This window comes from Streptomyces sp. NPDC058239 (assembly GCF_042882185.1).
In the GTDB taxonomy this organism is placed as follows: Bacteria; Actinomycetota; Actinomycetes; order Streptomycetales; family Streptomycetaceae; genus Streptomyces.
The window spans coordinates 1-23,380 of sequence record NZ_JBHVWS010000017.1 but is presented as its reverse complement, the minus strand read 5'-3'; the positions used below and the strand labels follow the sequence as shown (position 1 = coordinate 23,380).

Sequence of the window (23,380 nt, the reverse complement as noted above, 5' to 3'; positions counted from 1 at the left end):
GAGTCCGCAAAGCCTCACCCGCCCTGCGCACCCGCCTCCCCGTACAGCGCCACGACCGCCGCCGCGTGACGGGCGAGAACGGTCCGCGCCTGCGGCGGCGAGAGCACTTCGAGGTTCGGGCCGAAGGAGAGCAGGGAGCGGGCCCATTCCACCGAGTCCACGGCCAACTCGGCCCGCACCCAATCCCCTTGCCCCTCGCCCGACGCCCGCTCCCCTTGCCCCTCGGGCCGCACCCGCTCCCCCTGCCCCTCGGGCCACGGTTCCCCGGTCAGCACCCCGGCGTGGATGCGTACGAACAGATCGAGCCGGGAACGGTGCACGCGAACCAACAGCCGTACGCCACCCGATCGCTCCTCGACCTGCTTGCGCAGCGCGTTCCACAGGTCCACCGGCTCCACCCCGGGCCGGCGCACGACCGCATCGTCGGTGAGGGTGGCCCGCTGCACCCGGTCCGCCCTGAAGAGTTGGGGCACCCCGCCGCGGTCCGCGATCAGGTACCAGACGCCCGCTTTCACGACGAGGCCGTACGGATCGACGGTGTAGGTGCGTGGGGTCTGAGTGCCGCTGTGCCGGTAGCTCAGCCGCAACCGTCGGTCGGCGAACACGGCGTCGTGCAGTTCGGCGACATCGACGACCGGTTGCGGGCCGCTCATCCAGCGCACCGGGTCGACCAGGATCCTTCTGCTGGTCAGCTCGGCGGCGGGCCGGTGCGGTGCGGGCAGGGCCGCCATCACCTTGCGCAGCGCGGACCCGAGCGCCGCGTCGAGGCCGAGCGCGGCATGGGCGCCCTGGGCGGCGAGGACGAAGAGGGCACGCGCCTCGTCGGCGGTGAGCCCGGTGACGTCCGTACGGAATCCCGGCAGCAGCGCGATACCGCCGTGCCGCCCCCGCTCGGCGTAGACGGGGACGCCGGAGGCGGAGAGCGCCTCGATGTCGCGGTAGATGGTGCGTACGGAGACTTCGAGGCGCTCGGCGAGCTCGGTGGCGGGCACGAGGCCGCGGGTCTGGAGCAGCAGGAGGATCGAGAGCAGCCGGTCGGATTTCACGCCACCAGCTTCCCCCCTGACCCTCCGCGCCCGCCCCGCCGCTCCCGTCCGGCTATGCGCGCGGTGCCCGCGCCAGTTGGCGGGACTGGGCCACCAGCCGGTCCGCACTGTCCCAGACGTCCGCGTCCTCCTCCAGGAAGCCGCCCGCGAGGTTGCGGGTGGTGATGGAGACGCGCAGCGGGCCGGGGGCGGGGCGGCACCGGATGTGGGTGGTGAGTTCGATGGTCGGCGTCCAGCCCTTGAGGCCCAGCTCGAACGAGGTGGGCGGCAGCGCGTCGACGGCGAGCAGCAGCGAGAGCGGATCGGCGTCGCGGCCGTCCGCGAGACCGAACCAGCCGCGCATCTCACCCTTGCCGGACGGGGCACCGACGGCCCAGCCGACCGTCGCCGGGTCGATCTTGATGTCGAGCCGCTCGGTGATGGCGGAGCCGCCGGGGATCGGGGCAGGGCCGTCGGCCGGGCCGAGGCAGTGCTCCAGCGGTGGGATGGCCGGCGGCTTCGCCGATGTCCGGACCTCGTCGGACAGTGTGTCCAGGTCGCCGTAGGTGCCGAGGACGCGGATGCGCTCGATCTCGGTGCCGTCCTGCGCGAACTGGAAGAGAGATGCCTGGCCGGTCGAGAGAGTACGGCCGGAGCGGACGATCTGGGTCCGGATCACCGCGGGGCCCGGGACGGATGCGGTGAGGTAGTGCGCGGAAACCGAGAAGGGGTCCGGGTGCGGGAGAGCCTCGCCGAGTGCGCGGCCGAGCATGGCCAGCAGATAGCCGCCGTTGACGGCCCCGAGGATCGTCCATCCAGCGGAGAGTTCGGCGTCATAGACGCCGCCCTCACGAAGGGTGACCGTGGTGTCGCGGTCGAACTCGCTGTTCCCGATGGTCGCCTGAGCGGTCTGCGCCGCCTGCGCTGCTGCCTGTGCCATGCGATGCACCGTACACCGATTGTATTACTAAGCGGTAGCTTTTAGATGCCCGGAAGATGTCGGTGCACGGTGCGCAGCCCTTTCCCGGCTCACCTCGCGAAGCCCTGCCTCGGCGTCCCTCGCACACCGGGTCGCGCTTGACGGGGTGGCTGCTGACGATCCCGCGACATGCGTACGGGACTTCGCGCCCGCCCCGGCCCCGGGCGGGAGCGAAGTCGCGTCAGGTGGCCGCGGGGCCCTCCTCGGCCGTCGCCGACCGCCGGTTGTAGGCGCGCGGGGCCCGCCAGTGGTAGCGCATCGCCAGCAGCCGCAGCACGAAGGCCATGATGACCGCGGTGCCGCTGGTGAACGCGTTGAGCGCGTCGAAGCGGATGCACAGCACGATCATGGTGGCGCCGACCATCGCGGGTACCGCGTACAGGTCCCGGTCCCAGCGCAGCAGCGAAGGCACCTCGTTGGCCAGCACGTCGCGCAGCACACCGCCGCCGACCGCGGTGGCCAGCCCCAGGGCCGCCGACGCGGTGAGGCCGAGGCCGTAGTCGTACGCCTTGACCGTGCCCGTGACGCAGAACAGCCCGAGGCCGGCCGCGTCGAAGACATTGACGCCCACCTGGATCCGTTCGACGTGCGGATGCAGGAAGAACACCAGGCCCGCGGCGAGGAGCGGGGTGGTGAAGTAGCCGAGATCCGTGAACGCCGCGGGCGGGACCGCGCCGATGATGATGTCACGGAACAGCCCCCCGCCCAGCGCGGTCACCTCGGCGAGTACCGCGATGCCGAAGACATCGAAGTTCTTGCGTACGGCGAGCAGAGCGCCGGAAATCGCGAAGACGAAGATTCCGACGATGTCGAGCGCATGCTGGACGGAGGGCGTGAACAGTTCGTTGAGCACCGGGCAATTGTGCCGGTACTACTCCTTCGGGCTGTCCTCCTGCGTATCGGACGATGCGGAGCCGTCATCCGCGGCGGTCTCGTCGGCCTCCGGCTTCTGCACCTTGACGATCTCGATCGCCTCGCGCGCCGCCGCCGTCACCGTCTCGCCGGGCGCCTGGTCGGGCGCGTTCTCCGGGTGGTGGCAGGCCACCTGGTGCCCGGTCTTCAGCGCGACCAGCGGCGGTTCCTGCGTCTTGCAGATCTCCGTCGCCTTCCAGCACCGGGTGTGGAAGCGGCAGCCGCTGGGCGGCGAGATCGGCGACGGCACGTCGCCCTTCAGCAGGATGCGCTCACTCTTGGCCGAGCGGCGCTTCGGGTCCGGGATCGGGACCGCCGAGAGCAGCGCCTTGGTGTACGGGTGCATCGGTGCCTTGTAGAGCGACTCGCGGTCCGCCAGCTCCACGATCTTGCCGAGGTACATCACCGCGATCCGGTCCGACACGTGCCGTACGACCGAGAGGTCATGGGCGATGATCACGTACGTCAGGCCGAGCTCGGTCTGCAGGTCGTCCAGCAGGTTCACGACCTGCGCCTGGATCGAGACGTCCAGCGCCGACACCGGCTCGTCCGCCACGACCAGCTTGGGGTTGAGCGCGAGCGCGCGGGCGATCCCGATGCGCTGGCGCTGACCGCCGGAGAACTCGTGCGGGTAGCGGTTGTAGTGCTCGGGGTTGAGGCCCACGACCTCCAGCAGCCGCTGCACCTCCTTCTTGACGCCGCCCTCGGGCGTGACGCCCTGCAGCTTGAAGGGTGCACCCACGATCGTGCCGATCGTGTGCCGGGGGTTCAGCGAGGAGTACGGGTCCTGGAAGATCATCTGCATGTCGCGGCGCATCGGGCGCATTGCGCCGACGCCGAGGTGCGTGATGTCCCTCCCCTCGAACTCGATGTTCCCCGCGGTGGGTTCGAGCAGCCGGGTGATCAGCCGGCCCATCGTCGACTTTCCGCAGCCGGACTCCCCGACGACGCCCAGGGTCTCGCCCGAGCGCACCTCGAAGTCGATCCCGTCGACGGCCTTCACGGCACCGGCACTGCGCTGCAGCAGCCCCTTCTTGAGGGGGAAGTGCTTCTGCAGCCCGGTCACCTTGAGCAGCACCTCGCGGGAGGCTGCGTCCTTGACCGCCGCGCCGCTCCCGGCGGACCTCTGCGCCGGAACGTCCACGCCCTTGTCCTCGCTCGTCACGGCCTTGTCCTCGCTCACAGCTTGGGCGCAATCTCTTCGGTCCAGATACGCTCCCGCTGCTCCTGCGACATGTGGCAGGCCGCCCAGTGCCGGCTGCCGACCTCCTGCAGCTCGGGCCGTACGGTGCGGGTCACGTCGTCCTTGGGCACATCCGCGTACGGGCAGCGCGGGTTGAAGGCGCAGCCCGACGGGATGTTGATGAGCGACGGCGGGGAACCCTTGACCGGGATGAGCCGGTCGGTCTGGTCGCGGTCGAGGCGCGGCATCGAGCCCAGCAGACCCCAGGTGTAGGGGTGCCGGGGCTCGTAGAACACCTTCTCGGCCGGTCCGCGCTCCACGCAGCGCCCGCCGTACATCACCAGGATGTCGTCGGCGAGCTCGGCCACGACGCCCAGGTCGTGGGTGATGATGATGACCGCGGAGCCGAACTCCTTCTGCAGGTCCCGGATCAGGTCGAGGATCTGCGCCTGGACGGTCACGTCCAGCGCGGTCGTCGGCTCGTCGGCGATCAGCAGCTCGGGGTTGTTGACCAGCGACATGGCGATCATCGCGCGCTGGCGCATCCCGCCGGAGAACTCGTGCGGGTAGCTGTCGACGCGCTTGTCGGGCTGCGGGATGCCGACCCGGTCGAGCATCTCGATCGCGCGCCTGCGGGCGGTCTTCTTGTCCACGTCGTGATGGACCCGGTACGCCTCCACGATCTGCTTGCCGATCGTGTAGTACGGGTGCAGCGCGGACAGCGGGTCCTGGAAGATCATGGCCATGTCGCGGCCACGCAGCTTGCGCACCTCGTCCGGGTCCGCCGACAGCAGTTCCTTGCCGTCCAGCCAGATCTCTCCGGAGACCTGTGCCTTGCGCTTTCCGTACTGGCCCGCGGTGTGCAGGCCCATGATGCCCAGCGACGTGACGGACTTGCCGGAGCCGGACTCGCCGACGATGCCGAGGGTCTTGCCCTTCTCCAGCTGGAAGTTGAGCCCGTCGACGGACTTGACCAGACCGTCATCGGTCGGGAAGTGCACCTTGAGGTCGCGCACTTCGAGGAAGGCGGTGGGAGCGGGCGAGCCGGCCGGGGCAGGTTCGCCCAGCGCGGCACCGCTCTTGTGCAGTTCGGTCATCCCAGCCTCACTCGCGGGTCGATGACGGCGTACAGAATGTCGACGACGAGGTTGGCGACGGCGATCGCGAGAGCCGCGAACAATGTGACGCCGAGAATCACGGGCAGGTCCTTGTTGCTGATGGCCTGGACCGCCGCGAGCCCGAGCCCCGGCAGGTTGAACGTGGACTCGGTGAGGACGGCTCCACCGAGGAGCACGCCGATGTCGAGACCGAAGACGGTGAGGATCGGCGTCATCGCGGAACGCAGGGCGTGCCGGGTGATGACGCTGCCCTCGCCCAGCCCCTTGGCGCGGGCGGTGCGGATGTAGTCCTCGCCGAGCACTTCGAGCATGGTGGCTCTGGTGAGCCGGGCATACATCGCGGCGTTCAGGAAGGCGAGCACGATCCACGGCAGGATCAGTGTCTGGAACCAGGTGCCGATGCCGTCGTCCGTGGAGAGGTTGTCGGCGATGTGCACCCAGCCGAGGTTGTGCACGAAGAGGCCCATCGCGACCATGCCGGTGAAGAAGATCGGCAGGGAGACGCCGGCGAGGGCGGTGGTCATCGCGGCACGGTCCCAGATGCTGCCGCGCCGGAGCGCGGACACGACACCGGTGGCGACACCGCCGAGGAGCCACAGGACGCAGGCACCGGCGGCGAGCGCACCGGTGACGGGCAGGGCGTCCTTGAGGGTGGTCCAGACCGGTACCTCCGTGCGGAAGGAGTAGCCGAAGCAGGGAGCGGCGCAGTGGGTGATGTCGTCACCGTTCGCGTAGTCGCGCCCCATCGGGATGCCCTTGACGAAGTCCCAGAACTGGACGAGAAGGGGGTCGTCGAGACCCAGTTTGATCCGGATGCCCGCGAGCTGCTCGGCACCGGTGGCCTTGCCGGCGAAGAGGACGGCGACGTCCTGACCCGCCCACTTGGGCAGCATGAAGAAGATGGTGAAGGTCGCGAGCAGTACGACGAGCACCATGATGACTACGGCGAACAGGCGCCGGATGAGATAAGCAAGCACTGTGCGCGGCCCGGCGGTGGCCGGGAACCCCTTGTGGGGGCTCCCGGCCGTCGCCACGGCCATCACCTGCCCTTCGGACTGGCGGGTTTCGGCGGCGGTGGGGCAGTCAACCGGGTTGACTGCAAATGCTGTTGACTACAGCGACTACTTGACGACGCCGAGCGAGACGTAGTCGTAACGGCCGCTGTAGGCGTCGGACATGTAGACGTTGGTCAGTCGGTTGCCGCGCCAGGTGATGTTCTTCTCGTAGATGAAGGGCATCCAGTCGGCCTGGTCGAGGATCCGCTTGTCGAGAGCCTTGTAGATCTCGCCGGCCTTCTCCGCGTCGGTCTCCGCGATCGCGTCGTCGAAGAGCTTGTCGATCTGCGGGTCCTTGATCTGCGACTCGTTGTAGTTACCGGTCTCCGAGAGGAACCGGCTGTCCCACAGCGGCTGACCGAAGCCCTGGCCGGACGGGAAGTCCGGGCCCCAGCCGCTCATCGTCATGCCGTAGCCGCGCTTCTTCACGACGGAGGGCGAACCGGTGATGCTGGACGACTCGGCGCCGTCGATCGGGTCGACCTCGATCTTGATGCCGACCTTGCCGAGCTGCTCCTGGAGCGCCTCGGCGGTGTCGACCTCGCCCGGGTTGTTGTTACGGGCGGTGAGCTTGGTGGAGAAGCCGTTCGGCTGGCCGCACGCCTTCAGCTCTTCCTTGGCCTTGGCCTCGTCCGGCTTGCCCTTGCGGGCGAGGACGCCGTACGGGTCGTAGTCGCTGTGACCCTTGATGGAGGTCGGAAGCGTGCTGTTGGCGATCTCGCCACCGGCGATCTCGCCACCACGGGTCTGCTGAAGGCTGGCGAAGTCCGTGGCGTAGAAGACGGCCTTGCGGCAGTGGACGTCGTCCAGCGGCTTCGTCGTGTGGACGAGCGCGACGTAGCGGACGAAGGACGTCAGCATGTTGTCGACGCTGTCCTTGTGGTCCGAGACGGCGGTGACGCGGCCCGACTGGGTCATGCCGGTGCCGTTGAGGTCGACGTCGTAGTCGCCCTCCATCAGCTTCTTGTCGTTCTCCTCCAGGTTGGCGGAGATCGTCACGGTGACCTTGTCCGGCAGCGCGGCGCGCACCGGGTCCGAGGACTTCTGCCACTTGTCGTTGCGGACGAGCACGATGCTCTTGCCCGGCTTGTACGACTCGAACTTGTATGGGCCCGAGGAGAACGGCCGCTGGGTGTACTTCGCCTTGGTGTCCTTCGAGGCCTTCACGGGCGTGCCGGACGGCATGGCGAGGAACTGCTCGAAGTCACCGTTGGGCTTGGGCAGCTTGAAGATGACGGTGCTGTCGTCGGGCGTCTCGATCGCCTTCAGGCCGAGCTTGTCCGCGGACGAGTCCTTGTAGGGGCCCTTGTACTCGCCCTTGGGGTCCAGCGTCTGCTTCAGGTACTGCGGGCCACCGGTGATGGTGTCCGTCGCCCAGATGCGCTCGATGCCGTACTTGACGTCCTTGGACGTCAGCTTGGAGCCGTCCTCCCAGGTGATGCCGGGACGCAGCTTGTACGTGTACGTCTTGCCGCCGTCCGAGATCACACCGGGGCCGGTGGCGAGGTCGCCGACCAGCTTGGTGGAGGCGGCGCCCGGCTTGGTGTCGTACGTGACCAGCTGGCGGGTGTAGAAGCGCATGAAGTCCCAGGCCATGCCGTAGTAGGCACGCTGGGGGTCGGCGGAGTCGAGGTCCTGCTTGCCGACCATCTTCAGCGTTCCACCCTTCTTGGTGGACGCGTTGGCGACCTTGTTGAACGCGGCGTTGAAGCCGGCGCCCTTCGCCTTGCTGTCGCCGCTGCCGCCGTCGTCGCCGCCGCCGCACGCCGTGGTGGTCATCAGCGCCGCGACCACGAGGGCCGCACCAGCGGTGAGCCGTCGTTTCGAGGTAACTGTGGACATTTTCTCGCAACCTCCGAGATCGCGGTCCCAGGCCATTGCTTGCCGGAGAACCATGGGAAGAGCCACCTGACAGTGCGGCAGGGGCAAGTCGTGGGTTATCGGGTCCCCTTGGGATCCAGGGCGTCGCGCAGCCCGTCCCCGAAGAGGTTGAAGGCCAGTACGGTGATGAAGATCGTCACGCCGGGGAAGACCATGAACATCGGGTCGTGCTCGTACGTCTCCAGGGCGTCCCGCAGCATTCCGCCCCAGGAGGCCGTGGGCGGCCGCACACCGGCGCCGAGGAAGCTGAGGGCCGCTTCGGTCAGGATGTTGGTGGGGATCATGAGCGTCGCGTAGACGGTGATCGGCGCCACCAGGTTCGGCAGCAGCTCACGGAAGAGGATGTGCGTCCGCCCGCCGCCGAGACTGCGCGCCGCTTCCACGTACTCGCGTTCACGCAGCGAAAGCGTCTGGCCGCGAACGATGCGTCCCACGTACGGCCAGCCGAAGAAGCCGATGACCGCGACGAGTACGGCGATGCGCACCCCGCTGCCGGTGAGGCCGAGCAGGTCGTCGGGGAGGACCGAGACGAGGGAAATGATGAAGAGGAGCTGCGGGAAGGACAGCAGCACGTCCATCACCCGGCTGATCACCGCGTCCACCCAGCCGCCGAAGTAACCGGCGATGATCCCGAAGAACGTGCCGAGCGCCACGGCGACCAGGGCCGCCAGGAACGCCACGAGCAGCGAGATCCTGGCGCCGTAGACGATCCGGCTGAAGATGTCGCGCCCCTTGTTGGGCTCGACACCGAAGAGGAAGTCGCCACTCACGCCGCCGAGGGGTCCCGTGGGGAGATTGGTCAGCGGATCGAGCTTGTCCTGGTGGAAATCGTTCGGCGGGTGTCCCAGCAGGCCAACGATCAGGGGCGCGAAGACGGCCACCACGATCAGGACGAGGACAACGATGCCACCCGTCAGAGCGACCTTGTCCTGCTTGAGGCGGTTCCAGGCAATCTGCTTGAGGGAGCGCCCCTCGACCTTCTTCACCCCGGAGTCGGCTGCGGGACCGCCGGTCGCGATCGGATCCGCTTCCGTGGTCGGCTCGTGCAGTGGTGCCGTCATCGTGGCAAGGACCCCTCTCAACCGGCGGTGGCCGGGCCGAACTGGCCGCTGTGGCGGCTCGATCAGTCAGTCGTACGCAGAGGCGGCAAGACGCCCTTGCTGCGGGAGTCTTCATTGCTGTCGCGCGAGGTAGCCATACCGTCAGGCGAATGGATGCCTAACCGTGATGCGGTCAGGGGTGTTCCGTTATCCGGACGCATGTGAACGCCCCTCGAACACAGGTCAGTTGAGGTGGAAGGGGGCACGCGCGTAGATTCGCGTCGCTTTCACCATCAGACACCCCCAGCACGGAGATCTCGGACATGCGGGAGTTCCGGCCCGTGGGCGGATGTCCGGGCGACGTGCCGCTTCACCCGGGCACGGACGGGAACGAGTCGCCGCATCCCGGAAGTCGGATGCGTACAGCGACATTTCGGGTGCCGGGGAGGCGCGACTCCGCTGCCGGCAGGATCAGTACGCGCCCTGCGGCGGCGGATAGCCGTAGCCCGCCACCGGGTCCGCCGGTGCGTGGGCCTCGCGGTCGTAGAACGGACGGGAGTTGGCACGCAGCCACATCGCGACCGGGTCGTACTCGTCGGACATCGCGACGGTGGAGACGGGCAGCCCCTCCGGGACCGCGCCGATCGACTGCTGCATCATCGCGCGCACCGCGTCGACCGAGGTCTGGCTCGTGTCGTAGAGGTCGAGACCGATGGCGAGATACGGGACGCCGAGCGCGGGCTGGACCCAGGCGCGGCGCAGCGAGCGGATCGCGGGGGTGTGATGGGCGTTCTGTGAGAGCAGGGCGTAGAACTGCGGGATCTCGATGGCCGGCTCGGTGAGCCGGAGCGGGCCCGCGGGCATCCGGTCGAGGCCGGTGGCGATCCGGCGCAGATCCAGCCAGGGGATGCCCACGCCGCCGCCCGGGGCGTGCGGGTTGAGCCAGATGCCCCATCGGTCGGGGAAGAGGGCGCGGGCGATGTCGCGGCCGCCGACCAGTTCATGGGCCCGGTTCCAGCCGCTGGCCGAGAGCTCCTGGGCGGAGGTCACACAGGGCGCGTAGCCGAGGCCGTCGATCTCCATGTTCCCGTACTGGGCGTCGGGCGAGCCCGCCTGGCCGTGCCAGAGGAGCATCCAGATCCGGCCGTTCGCGAGGGCCTGCAGCAGCGCCTCGTACGCGTCGTAGCGCCCGGGCGTCACTTGGCGCAGCATGTGCTCGACCTGCCCGGCCGCCGCGGTGCCTGACGCACTCACCTGGTCCCGCCCCTCTTCGATCCACTGTGTCGGCCCGCCGCTCCCGGGGCACACGGGTGCGGCATGGTGCCGTGGCACCAGCCATCAAACCAGCTTATGCGCCGGTCCTGACACCGACTTGACGCCTTGGGTCGACGCGGTGATCCGCCCCGAAGGCGTCCGCGGGCGCCGCGCCGGGCGCTACTGGCCCGCGCGCCGGTAGAACGGCCGGACCTTCTCCCGCATCCAGTCGCCGACCGGGTCCTGCGCCACATCGAGCAGGACCAGATTGACCGGCCAGGGCACCTCGACCCGGCCGAGCGCACGGCCGAGGGCGTCCATCGGGGCGTTGCGCCCGGCGCCCTCCCAGGTGGAGAACTCGACGCCGATGAAGAGAACGGGCTCGCCGCCCTCGATGCTGGCCAGCGCCCGGCGGGCGGTGAGCACGACACCGCTCTCCTCGAATTCGCCGGCCGCCGCGGAGAGGAAGTCGACGGGCTCCTCCTGCCAGGTCGGCTCGTACAGCCGGACCCTGCCTCCGCTGGCCGGCCCGTCCAGCGGGGTGCGTCCGGCGCGGCAGAGCTCGGCCACGGCGGGCGGCGGCAGCGGCATCCCGACGGCGCCGCCCGGGTTCACGGCGATGCCGAGCTGCGGGGGCAGACCGCGGGCGAACTCACGGGCGGGCGCGACGGTGAAGGACATATGGGTACCGACGCAGCCGAGGAACTGCTGTTCGGAGCTGAACACGGGAACGTATGGTGCGCCCTCGATCTCCAGCGTGGGCAGGTCCAGTTCGGAGGAGTCGGGTCCGCCTCCGCCCGGCAGAGGCACCCAGACGTGGCTGCGCCCGAGCACCTCGACGAGCCGTCCGCCCGCCTCCGGGCTGCCCACCGAGGCCATCAGAACTTCTTCGAGCTCATTGGCCGGCCATCCGCTCTGCGGATGGGACTGGACCTGTGCCGGAATGTCCACTGCTTCCCCTTCTTGCCCGAGCCTTCCGGCAGAAGATTAACGCCCGGCCGCCGGGTCCTTCGGCCCCTCGCCCCCCAAGGCCCTATGCGTCCGCGAACGCGATCCGGCCCAACTTCCCCGCCGCTTCCCGGTCCAGCAGCACCGCCGAGACGCACCCGGGCGGCAGCAGGCCGGTCTCGGTGTTCCGCAGCAGCCTCCCCACCGCCCTGCGGTGCCGGGCGAACGCATATCCGGAGACCCCGCGTCCACGCTCCCGCTGGCCCTCCCTCGCCGTCTGCGGTGTGACGTCGAGCAGGACGAGGTGGAGGACGCGGCCCCGGCGCCGCGCGTCACGGGCCAGCCAGCCGCGTACCCACGCCTGGGTTCCGCAGTCGTGGACGACGACGGACTCGCCGGAGCGCAGCGCCCGCCACAGTCCCCAGTAGTGGGCGACGCGGACGAGGGGGCGATAGAGGGCGTACGGGAGTAAACGGGGCATCAGCCTCGCCCAGCGGTCCCGGGTGTCCTGGGAGTCGATGGCACGGGCCGTTGTGACCGCCCGCCGGATGAGCGTCGATTTGCCGCTGCCTGGCAGCCCGGAGACCACCACCACGTCGCCCGCCGCGAAGTGCAGGCTGTGCGGGCTGCGCCCGGCCCGCTCCCGCAGATCCCGTACGACGGGCGCGTGCGTGCCGAGCGTCTCCGTGGCCGGAGCCCCTGGCTGTGCGGGCATCGCGCCGTGCGCGATCTCCGCGGTCGTCGCGTACCGCTGCAACGTCATCGCCCTCCCCCTAGTCGGGTCACCCCACGTATGCCCATGAAGTGTAAAGAAAAGGTAATGCGGCACAACCGTCCACGCCGCTGATTTCCGTGAGGGACCCGGGCCCCACTCCAGTGCGATGCATGCGATGATGACCCGGCCAACTGCATAAAGGCCGCTTGAATCCGCGCGGGAGAGTTCCGGTCACTGCATGTGCCGGGCGCCGAAGGAGCAAGTTCCTCCCTTGAATCTCTCAGGCCCCGTACCGCGTGGATGAGGCAGATCTGAAAAGCGGGCCGCTCTGCGGCTCCACCCAAGGTGCAAGCCGAACCCTTCAGGGGATCTCGGCGAACCTCTCAGGTTCCGATGACAGATGGGGAGGGATTGTCCTCGTCGTCATGCCCTGGGAGCCACATCCATGAGCACCGCCCCCCGTCTCACCGCCCTCGATGCCCTGCACCGTTCGCTGGGCGCGACCATGACCGACTTCGCGGGCTGGGACATGCCCCTGCGGTACGCCAGCGAGCGCGACGAGCACAACGCGGTGCGCACCAGGGCCGGTCTCTTCGACCTGTCGCACATGGGCGAGATCACCGTCACCGGCCCCGCGGCCGCGGCCTTCCTGAACTTCGCGCTGGTCGGCAACATCGGCACCGTGGCCGTGGGCCGCGCCCGCTACACGATGATCTGCGCCGAGGACGGCGGGATCCTGGACGACCTCATCGTCTACCGCCTGGGTGACACCGAATACATGGTCGTCGCCAACGCCGGGAACGCCCAGATCGTGCTGGACGCGCTGACCGCGCGGGCCGACGGCTTCGACGCCGAGGTGCGCGACGACCGCGACGCGTACGCGCTGCTCGCCGTCCAGGGCCCCGAGTCCCCCGCCATCCTGGCCTCCGTCACCGATGCCGACCTGGACGGTCTGAAGTACTACGCCGGTCTGCCCGGCACGGTCGCCGGTGTCCCCGCCCTGATCGCCCGTACCGGCTACACCGGCGAGGACGGCTTCGAGCTGTTCGTCGCCCCCGAGCACGCCGAGCGCCTGTGGAAGGCCCTCACCGAGGCGGGCGCCTCCCACGGCCTGATCCCGTGCGGGCTCTCCTGTCGCGACACGCTGCGCCTGGAGGCCGGCATGCCGCTCTACGGGCACGAGCTGACCACCGAGCTGACCCCCTTCGACGCCGGTCTGGGCCGGGTCGTGAAGTTCGAGAAGGAGGGCGACTTCGTCGGCCGCAAGGCCCTCCAGGCCGCCGCCGAGCGCGCCGAGACCGCTCCGCCCCGCAAGCTGGTCGGGCTGATCGCCGAGGGCCGCCGGGTGCCGCGCGCCGGTTTCTCCGTTGTCGCCGGCGGCCAGGTCGTCGGCGAGGTCACCTCGGGCGCCCCGTCGCCCACCCTGGGCAAGCCGATCGCCATCGCGTACGTGGACGCCGCGCACGCCACGCCCGGTACCGCGGGCGTCGGAGTGGACATCCGGGGCAGCCACGAGCCGTACGAGGTCGTGGCACTGCCGTTCTACAAGCGCCAGAAGTGACGTCCGCGCACCTCGGAAGTGACGCAGTCGCGTCTCACACCGTAAGACCACCGTTCATCAGCACTCCCCCGCGTACAGGAGAATTCAGGTCATGAGCAACCCCCAGCAGCTGCGTTACAGCAAGGAGCACGAGTGGCTGTCGGCCGTCGAGGACGGTGTGGCCACGATCGGTATCACCGAGTTCGCCGCCAACGCGCTCGGCGATGTCGTCTACGCCCAGCTCCCCGAGGTCGGTGACACGGTGACCGCGGGCGAGACCTGCGGTGAGCTGGAGTCGACCAAGTCGGTGAGCGACCTGTACTCGCCGGTGACCGGTGAGGTCACCGCCGCGAACCAGGACGTCGTGGACGATCCGTCGCTGGTGAACTCCGCTCCCTTCGAGGGCGGCTGGCTGTTCAAGGTACGTATGGCGGAGGAGCCGAAGGACCTGCTCTCCGCCGACGAGTACACCGAGTTCTCCGGCAACTGAGACCCAAAGGGACCACCTGATGTCGCTTCTCAACTCCTCCCTCCACGAGCTGGACCCGGACGTCGCCGCCGCTGTCGACGCCGAGCTCCACCGTCAGCAGTCCACCCTCGAAATGATCGCCTCGGAGAACTTCGCTCCGGTCGCGGTCATGGAGGCCCAGGGCTCCGTCCTCACCAACAAGTACGCCGAGGGCTACCCCGGCCGCCGCTACTACGGCGGCTGTGAGCACGTCGACGTCGTCGAGCAGATCGCCATCGACCGCATCAAGGCGCTGTTCGGCGCCGAGGCCGCGAACGTCCAGCCGCACTCCGGTGCGCAGGCCAACGCCGCCGCAATGTTCGCGCTGCTGAAGCCGGGCGACACGATCATGGGCCTGAGCCTGGCCCACGGCGGCCACCTGACCCACGGCATGAAGATCAACTTCTCCGGCAAGCTCTACAACGTGGTCCCTTACCACGTCGACGAGACCGGCGTCGTGGACATGGCCGAGGTCGAGCGTCTGGCCAAGGAGTCCAAGCCGAAGCTGATCGTCGCCGGCTGGTCCGCGTACCCCCGTCAGCTGGACTTCGCCGCCTTCCGCCGCATCGCGGACGAGGTCGGCGCTTACCTGATGGTCGACATGGCGCACTTCGCCGGCCTGGTGGCCGCGGGCCTGCACCCCAACCCGGTGCCGCACGCCCATGTCGTCACGACCACCACGCACAAGACCCTCGGCGGTCCGCGCGGTGGCGTCATCCTGTCGACGCAGGAGCTCGCCAAGAAGATCAACTCCGCGGTCTTCCCGGGCCAGCAGGGTGGTCCGCTGGAGCACGTGATCGCGGCCAAGGCGGTCTCGTTCAAGGTCGCGGCGACCGAGGAGTTCAAGGAGCGCCAGCAGCGCACCCTGGACGGCGCCCGCATCCTCGCCGAGCGCCTGGTCCAGCCGGACGTCACCGAGGTCGGTGTCTCCGTGCTGTCCGGCGGTACGGACGTCCACCTGGTCCTCGTCGACCTGCGCAACTCCGAGCTGGACGGCCAGCAGGCCGAGGACCGGCTGCACGAGCTGGGCATCACGGTCAACCGGAACGCCATCCCGAACGACCCGCGGCCGCCGATGGTCACCTCGGGTCTGCGGATCGGTACGCCGGCCCTGGCCACCCGTGGTTTCCAGGCCGAGGACTTCACCGAGGTCGCGGAGATCATCGCGTCGGCGCTCAAGCCGTCCTACGACGCGGACAACCTGAAGGCCCGCGTCGTCGCGCTGGCCGAGAAGTTCCCGCTGTATCCCGGCCTGAAGTAGTCCGGGTCACAGGTTGTCCTGAGTAATCCGGGACACAGTTCGTCACGTTTCGGGCGGGGCACCGCGCACACTGGACAGTGGGCGCGGTGCCCCATCCCTTGTCCCCGCTGCTCTTCGGGCCGACCGGCCCGTACCGCATCACCCGGCAGACAACGGCGTCTACCAACCCTTAGGAGTCACCCCGTGGCCATCTCGGTCTTCGACCTGTTCTCGATCGGCATCGGCCCGTCCAGCTCCCATACGGTCGGCCCGATGCGCGCCGCCCGTATGTTCGCGCGCCGACTGAAGAACGAGGGCCTCATCGCCCACACCGCCTCCATACGCGCCGAGCTGTACGGCTCGCTCGGCGCGACCGGTCATGGCCACGGCACCCCCAAGGCCGTTCTGCTCGGCCTGGAGGGCGAGTCGCCCCGTACCGTCGACGTGGAGTCCGCCGACGACCGGGTGGAGCGGATCCGTACCACCGGCCGGATCAACCTCCTCGGCATGCACGAGATCGACTTCGACGCCGACGAGCAGTTGATCCTGCACCGACGCAAGGCGCTTCCGTACCACGCCAACGGCATGACGATCTTCGCCTTCGACCACGAGGGCGCCCCTCTCCTGGAGAAGACCTACTACTCCGTCGGCGGCGGCTTCGTCGTCGACGAGGACGCGGTGGGCGAGGACCGGATCGTCCTCGACGACACCGTGCTGAAGCACCCCTTCCGCACCGGCGACGAACTGCTGCGGCTCTCGAAGGACACCGGTCTGTCCATCTCCTCGCTGATGCTGGAGAACGAGAAGGCCTGGCGCACCGAGGACGAGATCCGCTCGGGTCTGCTGGACATCTGGCGCGTCATGCAGGCCTGCGTCGCGCGCGGCATGTCCCGCGAGGGCATCCTGCCCGGCGGCCTCAAGGTCCGCCGCCGCGCCGCGAACACCGCACGCCAGCTGCGCGCCGAGGGCGACCCGCAGACCCTCGCGATGGAGTGGATCACGCTCTACGCGATGGCGGTCAACGAGGAGAACGCCGCGGGCGGCCGCGTCGTCACCGCACCCACCAACGGCGCCGCGGGCATCATCCCGGCCGTGCTGCACTACTACATGAACTTCGCGGCCGGTGGCGCCACCGAGGCGGAGAAGGAGGACAGCGTCGTCCGCTTCCTCCTCGCCGCCGGAGCCATCGGCATGCTGTTCAAGGAGAACGCCTCCATCTCCGGCGCCGAGGTCGGCTGCCAGGGCGAGGTCGGCTCCGCCTGTTCCATGGCCGCGGGCGCCCTCGCCGAGGTCCTCGGCGGCTCCGCCGAGCAGGTCGAGAACGCCGCCGAGATCGGCATGGAACACAACCTCGGCCTGACCTGCGACCCGGTCGGCGGTCTCGTCCAGATCCCGTGCATCGAGCGCAACGGCATGGCCGCGGTCAAGGCCGTCACGGCGGCGAAGATGGCGCTGCGCGGCGACGGCAGCCACAAGGTCTCCCTCGACAAGGTCATCAAGACCATGAAGGAGACGGGCGCGGACATGAGCGTGAAGTACAAGGAGACGGCGCGGGGCGGGCTCGCGGTGAACATCATCGAGTGCTAGGCAAATAGGCCCTGACCAGCGCGTTCGTTTCTTTCAGCGCTGTCAGGGCCTTCCTACGCGAAGGGCGCTCAGAGCTGGTGGGTGAGCGAGGAGCCGTCGAACTGCCAGACGGTGCTTCCGGCGCCGTTCTTGCTGGTGGGCGAGGGGGTCGCGCCGGCGTGGACGGGGCCGGGGGTCTGGGGACGGGAGCTCATGGGACCGCACTCCTTGGTCTCTCCGGGCTTCAGCGTCACGGTGCAGCGCTGGCGATTGCTGATGAAGATGTCGTCGGCGACGCTCGGGTCCTCGTCCGCGCGGCCCAGGTAGTAGTAGACGGTGACGGTCTGGGCCGTGGGTGAGCTGACGAGGACCTTGTAGCCGACCTGTCCCGGCGCCCATGTGGTGACGCAGGGGTTGAAGTTGAACCCCTTGCCCGGTTCGGTCACCCATTGGCTGCGGCAGTGCCACTTCAGCACCGGAATGTCCGGAGCGTCGGGGGCATCGTCGTCGTCGGCTTGCGCGGAACGGGCCGGGCGCCCGGGTTCGTCGGCGACTGCGCCGGCCGACGGGGTGTCGCTCTTGCTGGGGGACGCGGTGACGGACGGGGAGCGCGAAGGCTTGTCGGTGGAGGGCTTGGGAGTGGCGGAGGTGTCCGGGCCGGTCGCGGCGGCCGGGGTTTCGTGGATGTCCTCGCGCTGGGTCCACCACCAGCCGCCGGCGGCCAGCAGGACCAAGGCGACGACGGCGGCGGTGAGGGCGGGGACGGCCCGGCGGCGTCCGCTGCGGTCGGCGGCGTCGCGGCCGTCGCGCGGTGCGGCCCGGTGGCTGCGGGAGGAGACGGTGGTGCCGGAACCGGCGTCGGGGGACGCGGCTCCGGTGGAGGACGGCGAACCGGGCGTGGACGGGGCGGCGGTCGAGGCGTCGGCGACAGGCGGTGCGTCCGGTTCGGTGAGGGGGGCGGTGGCCCGGAGGTACGCGCCGGTGCCTTCGGCGGCGCGTCGGGCGGCCAACTCGGCGACCGGCGGCGGGAGCCAGGCGTCGGTGCCGAGGACGCTGACCACGTCGTCGGTGGGCTCGACCAGTTGCCGGAGCAATACGGCCGTGGTCGGCCGGGCGGCCGGGTCCTTGGCGAGGCAGGCCCCGACGACGGCGCGGAGGTCGGCGGGCAGGTCGTCCAGGGCCGGATGCTCGTGCAGGGTGCGGTAGAAGAGGAGGTTGCGGTCGGTGCTGTACCGGCCGAAGGGGTTGTGGCCGGTGGCCGCGTGGGCGAGCAGTACGCCGAGGGAGAAGATGTCGGAGGGCTCGCTGACGGGCTGGTCCAGGATCTGCTCCGGCGAGGCGAAGCCCGGCGTGCCGAGGAACGCACCGGGGGCGGTCATCGTGGAGGCGTCGGCCACCACGGAGATACCGAAGTCGATGACGCGAGGGCCGTTCGAGGTGAGGATGACGTTCGACGGCTTGAGGTCCCGGTGGACGACCCCGGCGGCGTGGATCGCGGAGAGCGCCTCCACCAGGCCGGCGCCGAGGGCGCGGACCGACGCCGTCGGCCAGGGGCCGTGCTGCCGCAGCGCCTGGTCCAGAGGGACTCCGGCGACGTGCACGGTGGCCAGCCAGGGTTCGTCGGCCTCCGGGTCGGCATCGACGACGGCCGCGGTGTAGGCGCTGTTGACCTGGCGGGCGGCCTGCACCTCGCGCGCGAAGCGACGACGGAACTCGGCGTCGTCGGCACGGTGGGGGCGGATCACCTTCACGGCGACCTTCATCCCGCCGGGGCTGCGGCCCATGTAGACCTGGCCCATGCCTCCCTGGCCGAGGCGCGCGACGATGCGGTACTGCCCGATACGGTCCGGCAGCGGAGAATTGTCCCAGTCCACGGTCGATTCCCTGTCAATTTCCGTGCACTCAACAGCAGTTGCGCGCATGTATGGGACTCGGGAGTCTGCCGAACAGCAGTCTGAGCTGTCCATTCCGGTTCTGACACCGTTCTGTTCCACGTCGGTTCCGGACCGGGTGGGGTCGGAGGACTTCGGCGTAGTCGGCGAACGTGCGAACGTCCGGTTGCCGGCGTCCAGTCACAGGTAGAGCTGTCGTTCGCAGCTGCGGCAGTGGGTCTTGCCGTCGCGCTTCTCGGTCTGCGGGTGTTCGCACGCCTCGGATGTGTTCTCGGTCCTGGTCCCGGCCATGGCCTTCTTCCTGGCCTCCGTCCCGGCAGGCGCGTCCCTGCCGTGCGCCTGGACGCGCACCATGTGGTCGAGTTCCGCGACGCACGGGCCGCACGCGTACAGGTCACCCATCGCACCAGGAGTGTTCACGGAGCCGACCCACAGCACGCGCACGCCCTCGCGGCGGCAGTACAGCCAGCAGTCGCCCGTCACCCACGCGTTGCCGTCGTCCGTCCGCGCGACCAGCGGCCACGCATCGCGCCACGGACGTTCGACGGTCGGAGCGAAGCTCACACCGTGCTCCCGCCCGCCCGCGCCGGCTCACCCGGCTCACTCGACCCGGCCGTCGGCCGCATGACCGCGTAGTCGCGGAAGTGCCGGTGGTAGCGCCGGTGCCGGGTCTCCTGCGTGTGCCGGCGCTGCCACTCCTCGACCGGTGCCGGATGGCTGTATGTGCCGGACCGCGCGCCGCACTCGGCTTCGTCGCCGGACACGCAGCGGACCTCGTACTCCGGCTCCGCCGTCGCGTCCTGCTCGATGGTGAACGGTACGTAGCGGAACACGCGCCGGGTCACCGCGCCGCTCCCTTCTCGATGACCGCTGCCAGCGCGCGGGCCACGGGCGCGGAGCACTCACCGAGGGTCACCAAGGAGTATCCGGATGCGTCGGTGCGCGGCACGGGACGGACGTCCAGCGCAGGAAGCTGGATGCCTGCCCGCCGAAGCGCCGCACCGAGTGCGTCGCGCGCTTCCTCGGCTTCGTCGATCTTCCTGACCGCTCGCCGCTGCGTCGTCATGAGTTCCGCTCCGTTCGTCCAACACCTGCGTGAGATGTGAGGACTTCGACTACCGTGCGTGTTCCGGGCACTACGAGAATGGACCCGGAACGGGGAACGGACACCACCGGCGGGCTGTACTTCCCGGCCGTGTGACGGTAGTTCCACACCTTCCACGGAGGAGTACGTCATGCCGCCGAGACGGGTGGTCACAGGTCGGAGCCAGCAACCACGTCAGCGGTTCGCCGAGGAGCTGCGGTTACTCCGCTCGCAGAACGGTGACAGCCTGCGCAGGCTCGGCGATGTGCTCGGCTGGGACTGGTCGCTGTTCGGCAAGATGGAGAGCGGGGAAACCCTCGGCGGCCCGGAGGTCGTGCAGGCGCTCGACCAGCACTACGGAACGCCTGGCCTGCTGCTCACGCTGTGGGAACTGGCGGTCGGCGACCCAACCCAGTTCCGCGAGCAGTACCGCCGGTACATGATCTTGGAGGCCGAGGCGGTGAGCCTGTGGCACTACGCAGTGAGCGCACCGCCGGGCCTGCTCCAGACGAGCAAGTACGCGCGCGAGGCGCTCGCGGCGGACGGCACCAGAGGCGAAGAGTTGAACCAGCAGGTCGAAGCGCGCATAGGACGACGGAAGCTGCTGGAGGAGGACGACGCACCACCGTTCCGCGTCATCCTCTCCGAGGCGGTGCTGCGCACGCAGCTGCGTGACGCGCAGGCGTGGCGGGAGCAGCTGGAGTATCTGGCCGAGACCTCGGACCGCTCGAACATCACCCTCCACGTACTGCCGTTCAGCGCCGGTCCGCACGGTCTGATGAACACCGCCGTGAAGTTCCTGCGGCTGTCGGACGGCCGCACGGTGGCCTACACCGAGAACGACGTACGTGGTGAACTGATCGAGGAAACAGACAGGGTCGAGCCCTTGCAGCGCCTTTATGATGCGGTGCGTGACCTGGCGCTGTCCCCGGTCAAGTCACGGAAGTTCATCATGCGGATGTTGGAGGAAGTACCGTGCGAGCCATCGACCTGAGCAACGTGACGTGGCGCAAGAGCAGCTACAGCAACACAGACGGCGGCCAGTGCATCGAGGTCTCCGACGACTTCCTGAGCGCCGCCGCCTGGCGCAAGTCCAGCTACAGCAACACGAACGGCGGCGACTGCGTCGAGGTGGCCGACGGCTTCCCCGCCGTCGTGCCCGTACGTGACAGCAAGAACCCGGGCGGCCCCGCGCTCATCTTCGCGTCGGCCGCCTGGTCGTCGTTCGTGACCGCCGCCAAGGGCGGGGAGTTCACCGTCTGAGCCACGCAACAGCCTCCGAACGATCCGGCCCTCGCCAAGTGGCGGGGGCCGTTGTCGTACTGGGCTCTGCGCTCCGGGCGGTGAGGTGTACGGAAGCGGCCGGGCAGTTACCGCAACGGACCCTGGCACGACTGCGTCACTCGTTTGGTTCAACGTGCCTCGCGTGCGGCTGATTCGAGGCCGTGGACGATCAGACACCAGAGGACGAAGACGTCCATCGCGATGATGAGCGCGGACCACAAGGGGTAGACCGTGAAGAACAGCAGCTGCCCCAGTACGTTCAGCATGACAACAACGAGCGCCGCCATCCGGGCCCAGCTGCGCCCCGTGATCAGGCCCAGACTGGTCAGAATCTGCAAGGCTCCGATGATCAAGTGGATCCAGCCCCAGGAATTGAAATCGAAGATCAGGATTCCGGATCCCGCATCGACGAAGACGGCTTCCTTGAAGATCGCCGCCAGGCCCTCGATCACATTGAACGCACCGATGAGCAGGAGCAGGATCCCGGCGAAGAAGAGCCGCTCGTTCCGGGCTGGTGCGGTACTCGCCTGTGGTGTCGGCGTCGTGCGGCTCACGGCGGCTCCCTGGGGGATGTGCGGTCGGACAAGACAGTCACCAGTTGAATCGAGCCCCGTCGAAACCGCCCGCCGAGCTGCGGCGATCAGGTGACACCCCGGTCGCCTCCCGTCGCGATCGGGTGGATGCGGCAGCTGCCGGGCGAGCGAACGGCCGTCGTCCGTGACCGTGCGTACGGCGTGAAGATCGGCTGAAGATCTTCGGGAGACCGGTCGCGCCGGGGAGACCCTCTGCCCGCCGAGGCCGGATCAAGTACGCCGTCGTCGCACCTCATTGCACGCGCCGGACCGCCGGCGGCTCTGTCGCAGCCTCTCCACAGCCCTGAGGACCTCGATTGCTTCCGGCGCCGTGCAGTTGATAGGCATGGCAGCACATTTGTTTGCACAGCTCGGCAGGGGGACTGGATGAAGTTCGACATGGGGGCGCAGGTTCTTTCGACGCTGTCGTCGAAGTCGCGTGGGTCGAGTACTGATCTGGGGACGTTGATTCGTCAGCTGGTGCAGGCCGCAGCGCCGTTGGAGGGGAAGTTCAACGGTGCGGGGCGTGCGGCGTTCGATTCGTTCAAGGGGCGGTCGGACGAGATCACGGCGGCGTTGAACGGTTCGCTGTCGGCTCTCCTCGGTGGTCAGTCGGGGATGGAGGCGGCGTTCAGCTCGGGTGATCAGGAGCAGGGCGACAACGCGCGGCAGCAGATGTCGGCGGCGAATTTCGATGCGGCGCGCTTCGGCGGCCGCTGACAGACGGGGGTTGGGTTTCTGATGGCTGCTCAGAGTGATCGTCGTTCGTACGACACGGGTGCGTCCGCGGATGCGCAGGGCAATATCCAGGTGGTGATCGCGCAGCTGGAGGAAGTGATCGCGGCGCGTGACGCGCAGGTGAAGGCCGCGATGGCGGACTTCGCGGCGGATGGCGTGGCGGATGAGTACCACGGCAAGGAACTGCGGTGGAACCGTTCGTCGCAGGAGGTCAAGAACATCATCCAGCTGCTGAAGACGACGCTGGAGAAGAACGACGGAACGGCTCAGCACACGATCACGCGCGCGAAGGCCGCGGTCGACAACATCGGCTGACTCGCCGTGGCCTGCCTGGGGGTGGGTCGGGGGCGGGCCGGTAACGGGGAGCATGAGGTAGCGCATGGCCGGGTGGGATCTGAAGCCGCAGGGTATTTCGGGCGTGCTGAAGACGACGGGTGAGGCAGCGGGGAAGATCCAGACGTATGCGACGTCGTACGGGGATCATCTGACGTCCGCGGCGTCGAGTGCGGGCACGATCACCGCCGAGGGCGGCGACGGCGGCGGTGGCAAGGACGGGGAGAAGGCCGCGGGCGGCCTCGTCGCGCTCGCGCTGTCGCAGTTCGCGGAACACACGACGTCCGACCTGAAGTTCATCGCGGCACGGGCCGGGAAGTCCCTGCAGGGCGCGGTCGACGCGACGACCGCCTACCTGAACGGTGACCTGGACATGGCCGCCGAGGCCCAGCGAAAAGCGCTCGGTGCGGTGGATCTGGATCCGAAGAAGCCCGGGGTGCAGGACAAGTGATCAAGCCCGAGGCGATACCGCAGTACACCGGTGATCTGGGCCAGCTGGAAATGGACCACGCC

At 69.0% G+C, this 23,380-nt stretch carries 25 protein-coding genes and 1 riboswitch; of the genes, 9 read left to right on the top strand and 16 right to left on the bottom strand.

Annotated features, from left to right (window positions below):
- Positions 1–14 precede the first annotated feature (14 nt).
- The 11 genes from ACFVYE_RS19770 to ACFVYE_RS19720 all read right to left on the bottom strand — a co-directional run bounded on the left by ACFVYE_RS19770 (position 15) and on the right by ACFVYE_RS19720 (position 12,158).
- A complete protein-coding gene (locus ACFVYE_RS19770) occupies positions 15–1,046 on the bottom strand; it encodes a helix-turn-helix transcriptional regulator (protein WP_389606589.1) in 1,032 nt (343 codons plus the stop codon).
- 52 nt (positions 1,047–1,098) lie between these two features.
- A complete protein-coding gene (locus tag ACFVYE_RS19765; protein WP_389606587.1) occupies positions 1,099–1,965 on the bottom strand; it encodes a thioesterase family protein in 867 nt (288 codons plus the stop codon).
- Between the two features lie 220 nt (positions 1,966–2,185).
- On the bottom strand, positions 2,186–2,857 hold the full coding sequence (locus ACFVYE_RS19760) for a trimeric intracellular cation channel family protein (protein WP_383966431.1): 672 nt from the start codon (positions 2,855–2,857) through the stop codon (positions 2,186–2,188).
- Between the two features lie 18 nt (positions 2,858–2,875).
- Positions 2,876–4,060 (bottom strand): ABC transporter ATP-binding protein, encoded by a 1,185-nt coding sequence (locus ACFVYE_RS19755; RefSeq protein WP_383966484.1) that lies wholly within the window; start codon positions 4,058–4,060, stop codon positions 2,876–2,878.
- 35 nt (positions 4,061–4,095) lie between these two features.
- On the bottom strand, positions 4,096–5,196 hold the full coding sequence (locus ACFVYE_RS19750) for an ABC transporter ATP-binding protein (RefSeq protein WP_329835414.1): 1,101 nt from the start codon (positions 5,194–5,196) through the stop codon (positions 4,096–4,098).
- The gene (locus tag ACFVYE_RS19745) at positions 5,193–6,194 is read right to left on the bottom strand and encodes an ABC transporter permease (protein ID WP_383966487.1); all 1,002 of its coding nucleotides are present in this window, start codon (positions 6,192–6,194) and stop codon (positions 5,193–5,195) included. Before ACFVYE_RS19745 ends, ACFVYE_RS19750 begins: the two co-directional genes overlap by 4 nt.
- A gap of 144 nt (positions 6,195–6,338) precedes the next feature.
- Positions 6,339–8,114: an ABC transporter substrate-binding protein gene (locus tag ACFVYE_RS19740; protein ID WP_389606584.1), complete on the bottom strand. Its 1,776-nt coding sequence runs from the start codon at positions 8,112–8,114 to the stop codon at positions 6,339–6,341.
- A gap of 95 nt (positions 8,115–8,209) precedes the next feature.
- Positions 8,210–9,214 (bottom strand): ABC transporter permease, encoded by a 1,005-nt coding sequence (locus tag ACFVYE_RS19735; protein WP_383966437.1) that lies wholly within the window; start codon positions 9,212–9,214, stop codon positions 8,210–8,212.
- 450 nt (positions 9,215–9,664) lie between these two features.
- Entirely contained in the window at positions 9,665–10,447 is a 783-nt protein-coding gene (locus tag ACFVYE_RS19730) for an enhanced serine sensitivity protein SseB C-terminal domain-containing protein (protein ID WP_383966440.1), read from the bottom strand.
- Between the two features lie 180 nt (positions 10,448–10,627).
- Positions 10,628–11,398 carry an enhanced serine sensitivity protein SseB gene (locus tag ACFVYE_RS19725; RefSeq protein ID WP_383966443.1) on the bottom strand — a complete coding sequence of 257 codons (771 nt, stop codon included), beginning with the start codon at positions 11,396–11,398 and terminating at the stop codon, positions 10,628–10,630.
- A gap of 82 nt (positions 11,399–11,480) precedes the next feature.
- Entirely contained in the window at positions 11,481–12,158 is a 678-nt protein-coding gene (locus ACFVYE_RS19720) for an AAA family ATPase (RefSeq protein WP_383966446.1), read from the bottom strand.
- Between the two features lie 159 nt (positions 12,159–12,317).
- A riboswitch (glycine riboswitch) is annotated at positions 12,318–12,415 on the top strand.
- Positions 12,416–12,555: 140 nt separating this feature from the next.
- Here ACFVYE_RS19720 and gcvT point away from each other — a divergent pair.
- The 4 genes from gcvT (at position 12,556) to ACFVYE_RS19700 (ending at position 16,985) form a co-directional block, all read left to right on the top strand.
- On the top strand, positions 12,556–13,671 hold the full coding sequence (gene gcvT, locus ACFVYE_RS19715; RefSeq protein ID WP_383966449.1) for a glycine cleavage system aminomethyltransferase GcvT: 1,116 nt from the start codon (positions 12,556–12,558) through the stop codon (positions 13,669–13,671).
- A gap of 91 nt (positions 13,672–13,762) precedes the next feature.
- Entirely contained in the window at positions 13,763–14,140 is a 378-nt protein-coding gene (gene gcvH / locus ACFVYE_RS19710) for a glycine cleavage system protein GcvH (RefSeq protein WP_327272806.1), read from the top strand.
- A gap of 19 nt (positions 14,141–14,159) precedes the next feature.
- Positions 14,160–15,419, top strand: coding sequence for a serine hydroxymethyltransferase (glyA, locus tag ACFVYE_RS19705; protein WP_383966453.1), 1,260 nt, complete (start codon positions 14,160–14,162; stop codon positions 15,417–15,419).
- A gap of 183 nt (positions 15,420–15,602) precedes the next feature.
- Complete coding sequence (locus ACFVYE_RS19700) at positions 15,603–16,985, top strand: L-serine ammonia-lyase (protein WP_383966456.1); 1,383 nt, start codon at positions 15,603–15,605, stop codon at positions 16,983–16,985.
- A gap of 68 nt (positions 16,986–17,053) precedes the next feature.
- Here the strand turns inward: ACFVYE_RS19700 and ACFVYE_RS19695 are convergent, their stop codons facing one another.
- From ACFVYE_RS19695 to ACFVYE_RS19680, 4 genes are all read right to left on the bottom strand, one after another.
- Positions 17,054–18,838, bottom strand: coding sequence for a protein kinase (locus ACFVYE_RS19695; RefSeq protein WP_389606579.1), 1,785 nt, complete (start codon positions 18,836–18,838; stop codon positions 17,054–17,056).
- Positions 18,839–19,036: 198 nt separating this feature from the next.
- Positions 19,037–19,420 (bottom strand): hypothetical protein, encoded by a 384-nt coding sequence (locus tag ACFVYE_RS19690; protein WP_383966462.1) that lies wholly within the window; start codon positions 19,418–19,420, stop codon positions 19,037–19,039.
- Entirely contained in the window at positions 19,417–19,701 is a 285-nt protein-coding gene (locus ACFVYE_RS19685) for a hypothetical protein (protein WP_383966465.1), read from the bottom strand. The genes ACFVYE_RS19690 and ACFVYE_RS19685 overlap by 4 nt, the downstream gene beginning before the upstream one ends.
- On the bottom strand, positions 19,698–19,922 hold the full coding sequence (locus ACFVYE_RS19680; RefSeq protein WP_389606577.1) for a hypothetical protein: 225 nt from the start codon (positions 19,920–19,922) through the stop codon (positions 19,698–19,700). The genes ACFVYE_RS19685 and ACFVYE_RS19680 overlap by 4 nt, the downstream gene beginning before the upstream one ends.
- A 169-nt stretch (positions 19,923–20,091) precedes the next feature.
- Between ACFVYE_RS19680 and ACFVYE_RS19675 the strand changes: the two genes are divergently transcribed.
- Together ACFVYE_RS19675 and ACFVYE_RS19670 are read left to right on the top strand one after the other, a co-directional pair.
- Positions 20,092–20,934: a helix-turn-helix domain-containing protein gene (locus tag ACFVYE_RS19675; protein WP_383966471.1), complete on the top strand. Its 843-nt coding sequence runs from the start codon at positions 20,092–20,094 to the stop codon at positions 20,932–20,934.
- Positions 20,916–21,203 (top strand): DUF397 domain-containing protein, encoded by a 288-nt coding sequence (locus ACFVYE_RS19670; protein WP_383966474.1) that lies wholly within the window; start codon positions 20,916–20,918, stop codon positions 21,201–21,203. Before ACFVYE_RS19675 ends, ACFVYE_RS19670 begins: the two co-directional genes overlap by 19 nt.
- A gap of 149 nt (positions 21,204–21,352) precedes the next feature.
- On the opposite strand, the gene ACFVYE_RS19665 is transcribed toward ACFVYE_RS19670, so the two are convergent.
- Positions 21,353–21,778, bottom strand: coding sequence for a hypothetical protein (locus ACFVYE_RS19665; protein ID WP_383966476.1), 426 nt, complete (start codon positions 21,776–21,778; stop codon positions 21,353–21,355).
- A gap of 405 nt (positions 21,779–22,183) precedes the next feature.
- Between ACFVYE_RS19665 and ACFVYE_RS19660 the strand changes: the two genes are divergently transcribed.
- The 3 genes from ACFVYE_RS19660 to ACFVYE_RS19650 all read left to right on the top strand — a co-directional run bounded on the left by ACFVYE_RS19660 (position 22,184) and on the right by ACFVYE_RS19650 (position 23,318).
- Positions 22,184–22,516, top strand: coding sequence for a hypothetical protein (locus ACFVYE_RS19660; RefSeq protein ID WP_114245911.1), 333 nt, complete (start codon positions 22,184–22,186; stop codon positions 22,514–22,516).
- A 21-nt stretch (positions 22,517–22,537) separates the two neighbouring features.
- Positions 22,538–22,849 (top strand): pore-forming ESAT-6 family protein, encoded by a 312-nt coding sequence (locus tag ACFVYE_RS19655; protein WP_383965359.1) that lies wholly within the window; start codon positions 22,538–22,540, stop codon positions 22,847–22,849.
- Between the two features lie 64 nt (positions 22,850–22,913).
- The gene (locus ACFVYE_RS19650; RefSeq protein WP_389606573.1) at positions 22,914–23,318 is read left to right on the top strand and encodes a DUF6507 family protein; all 405 of its coding nucleotides are present in this window, start codon (positions 22,914–22,916) and stop codon (positions 23,316–23,318) included.
- Positions 23,319–23,380 lie beyond the last annotated feature (62 nt).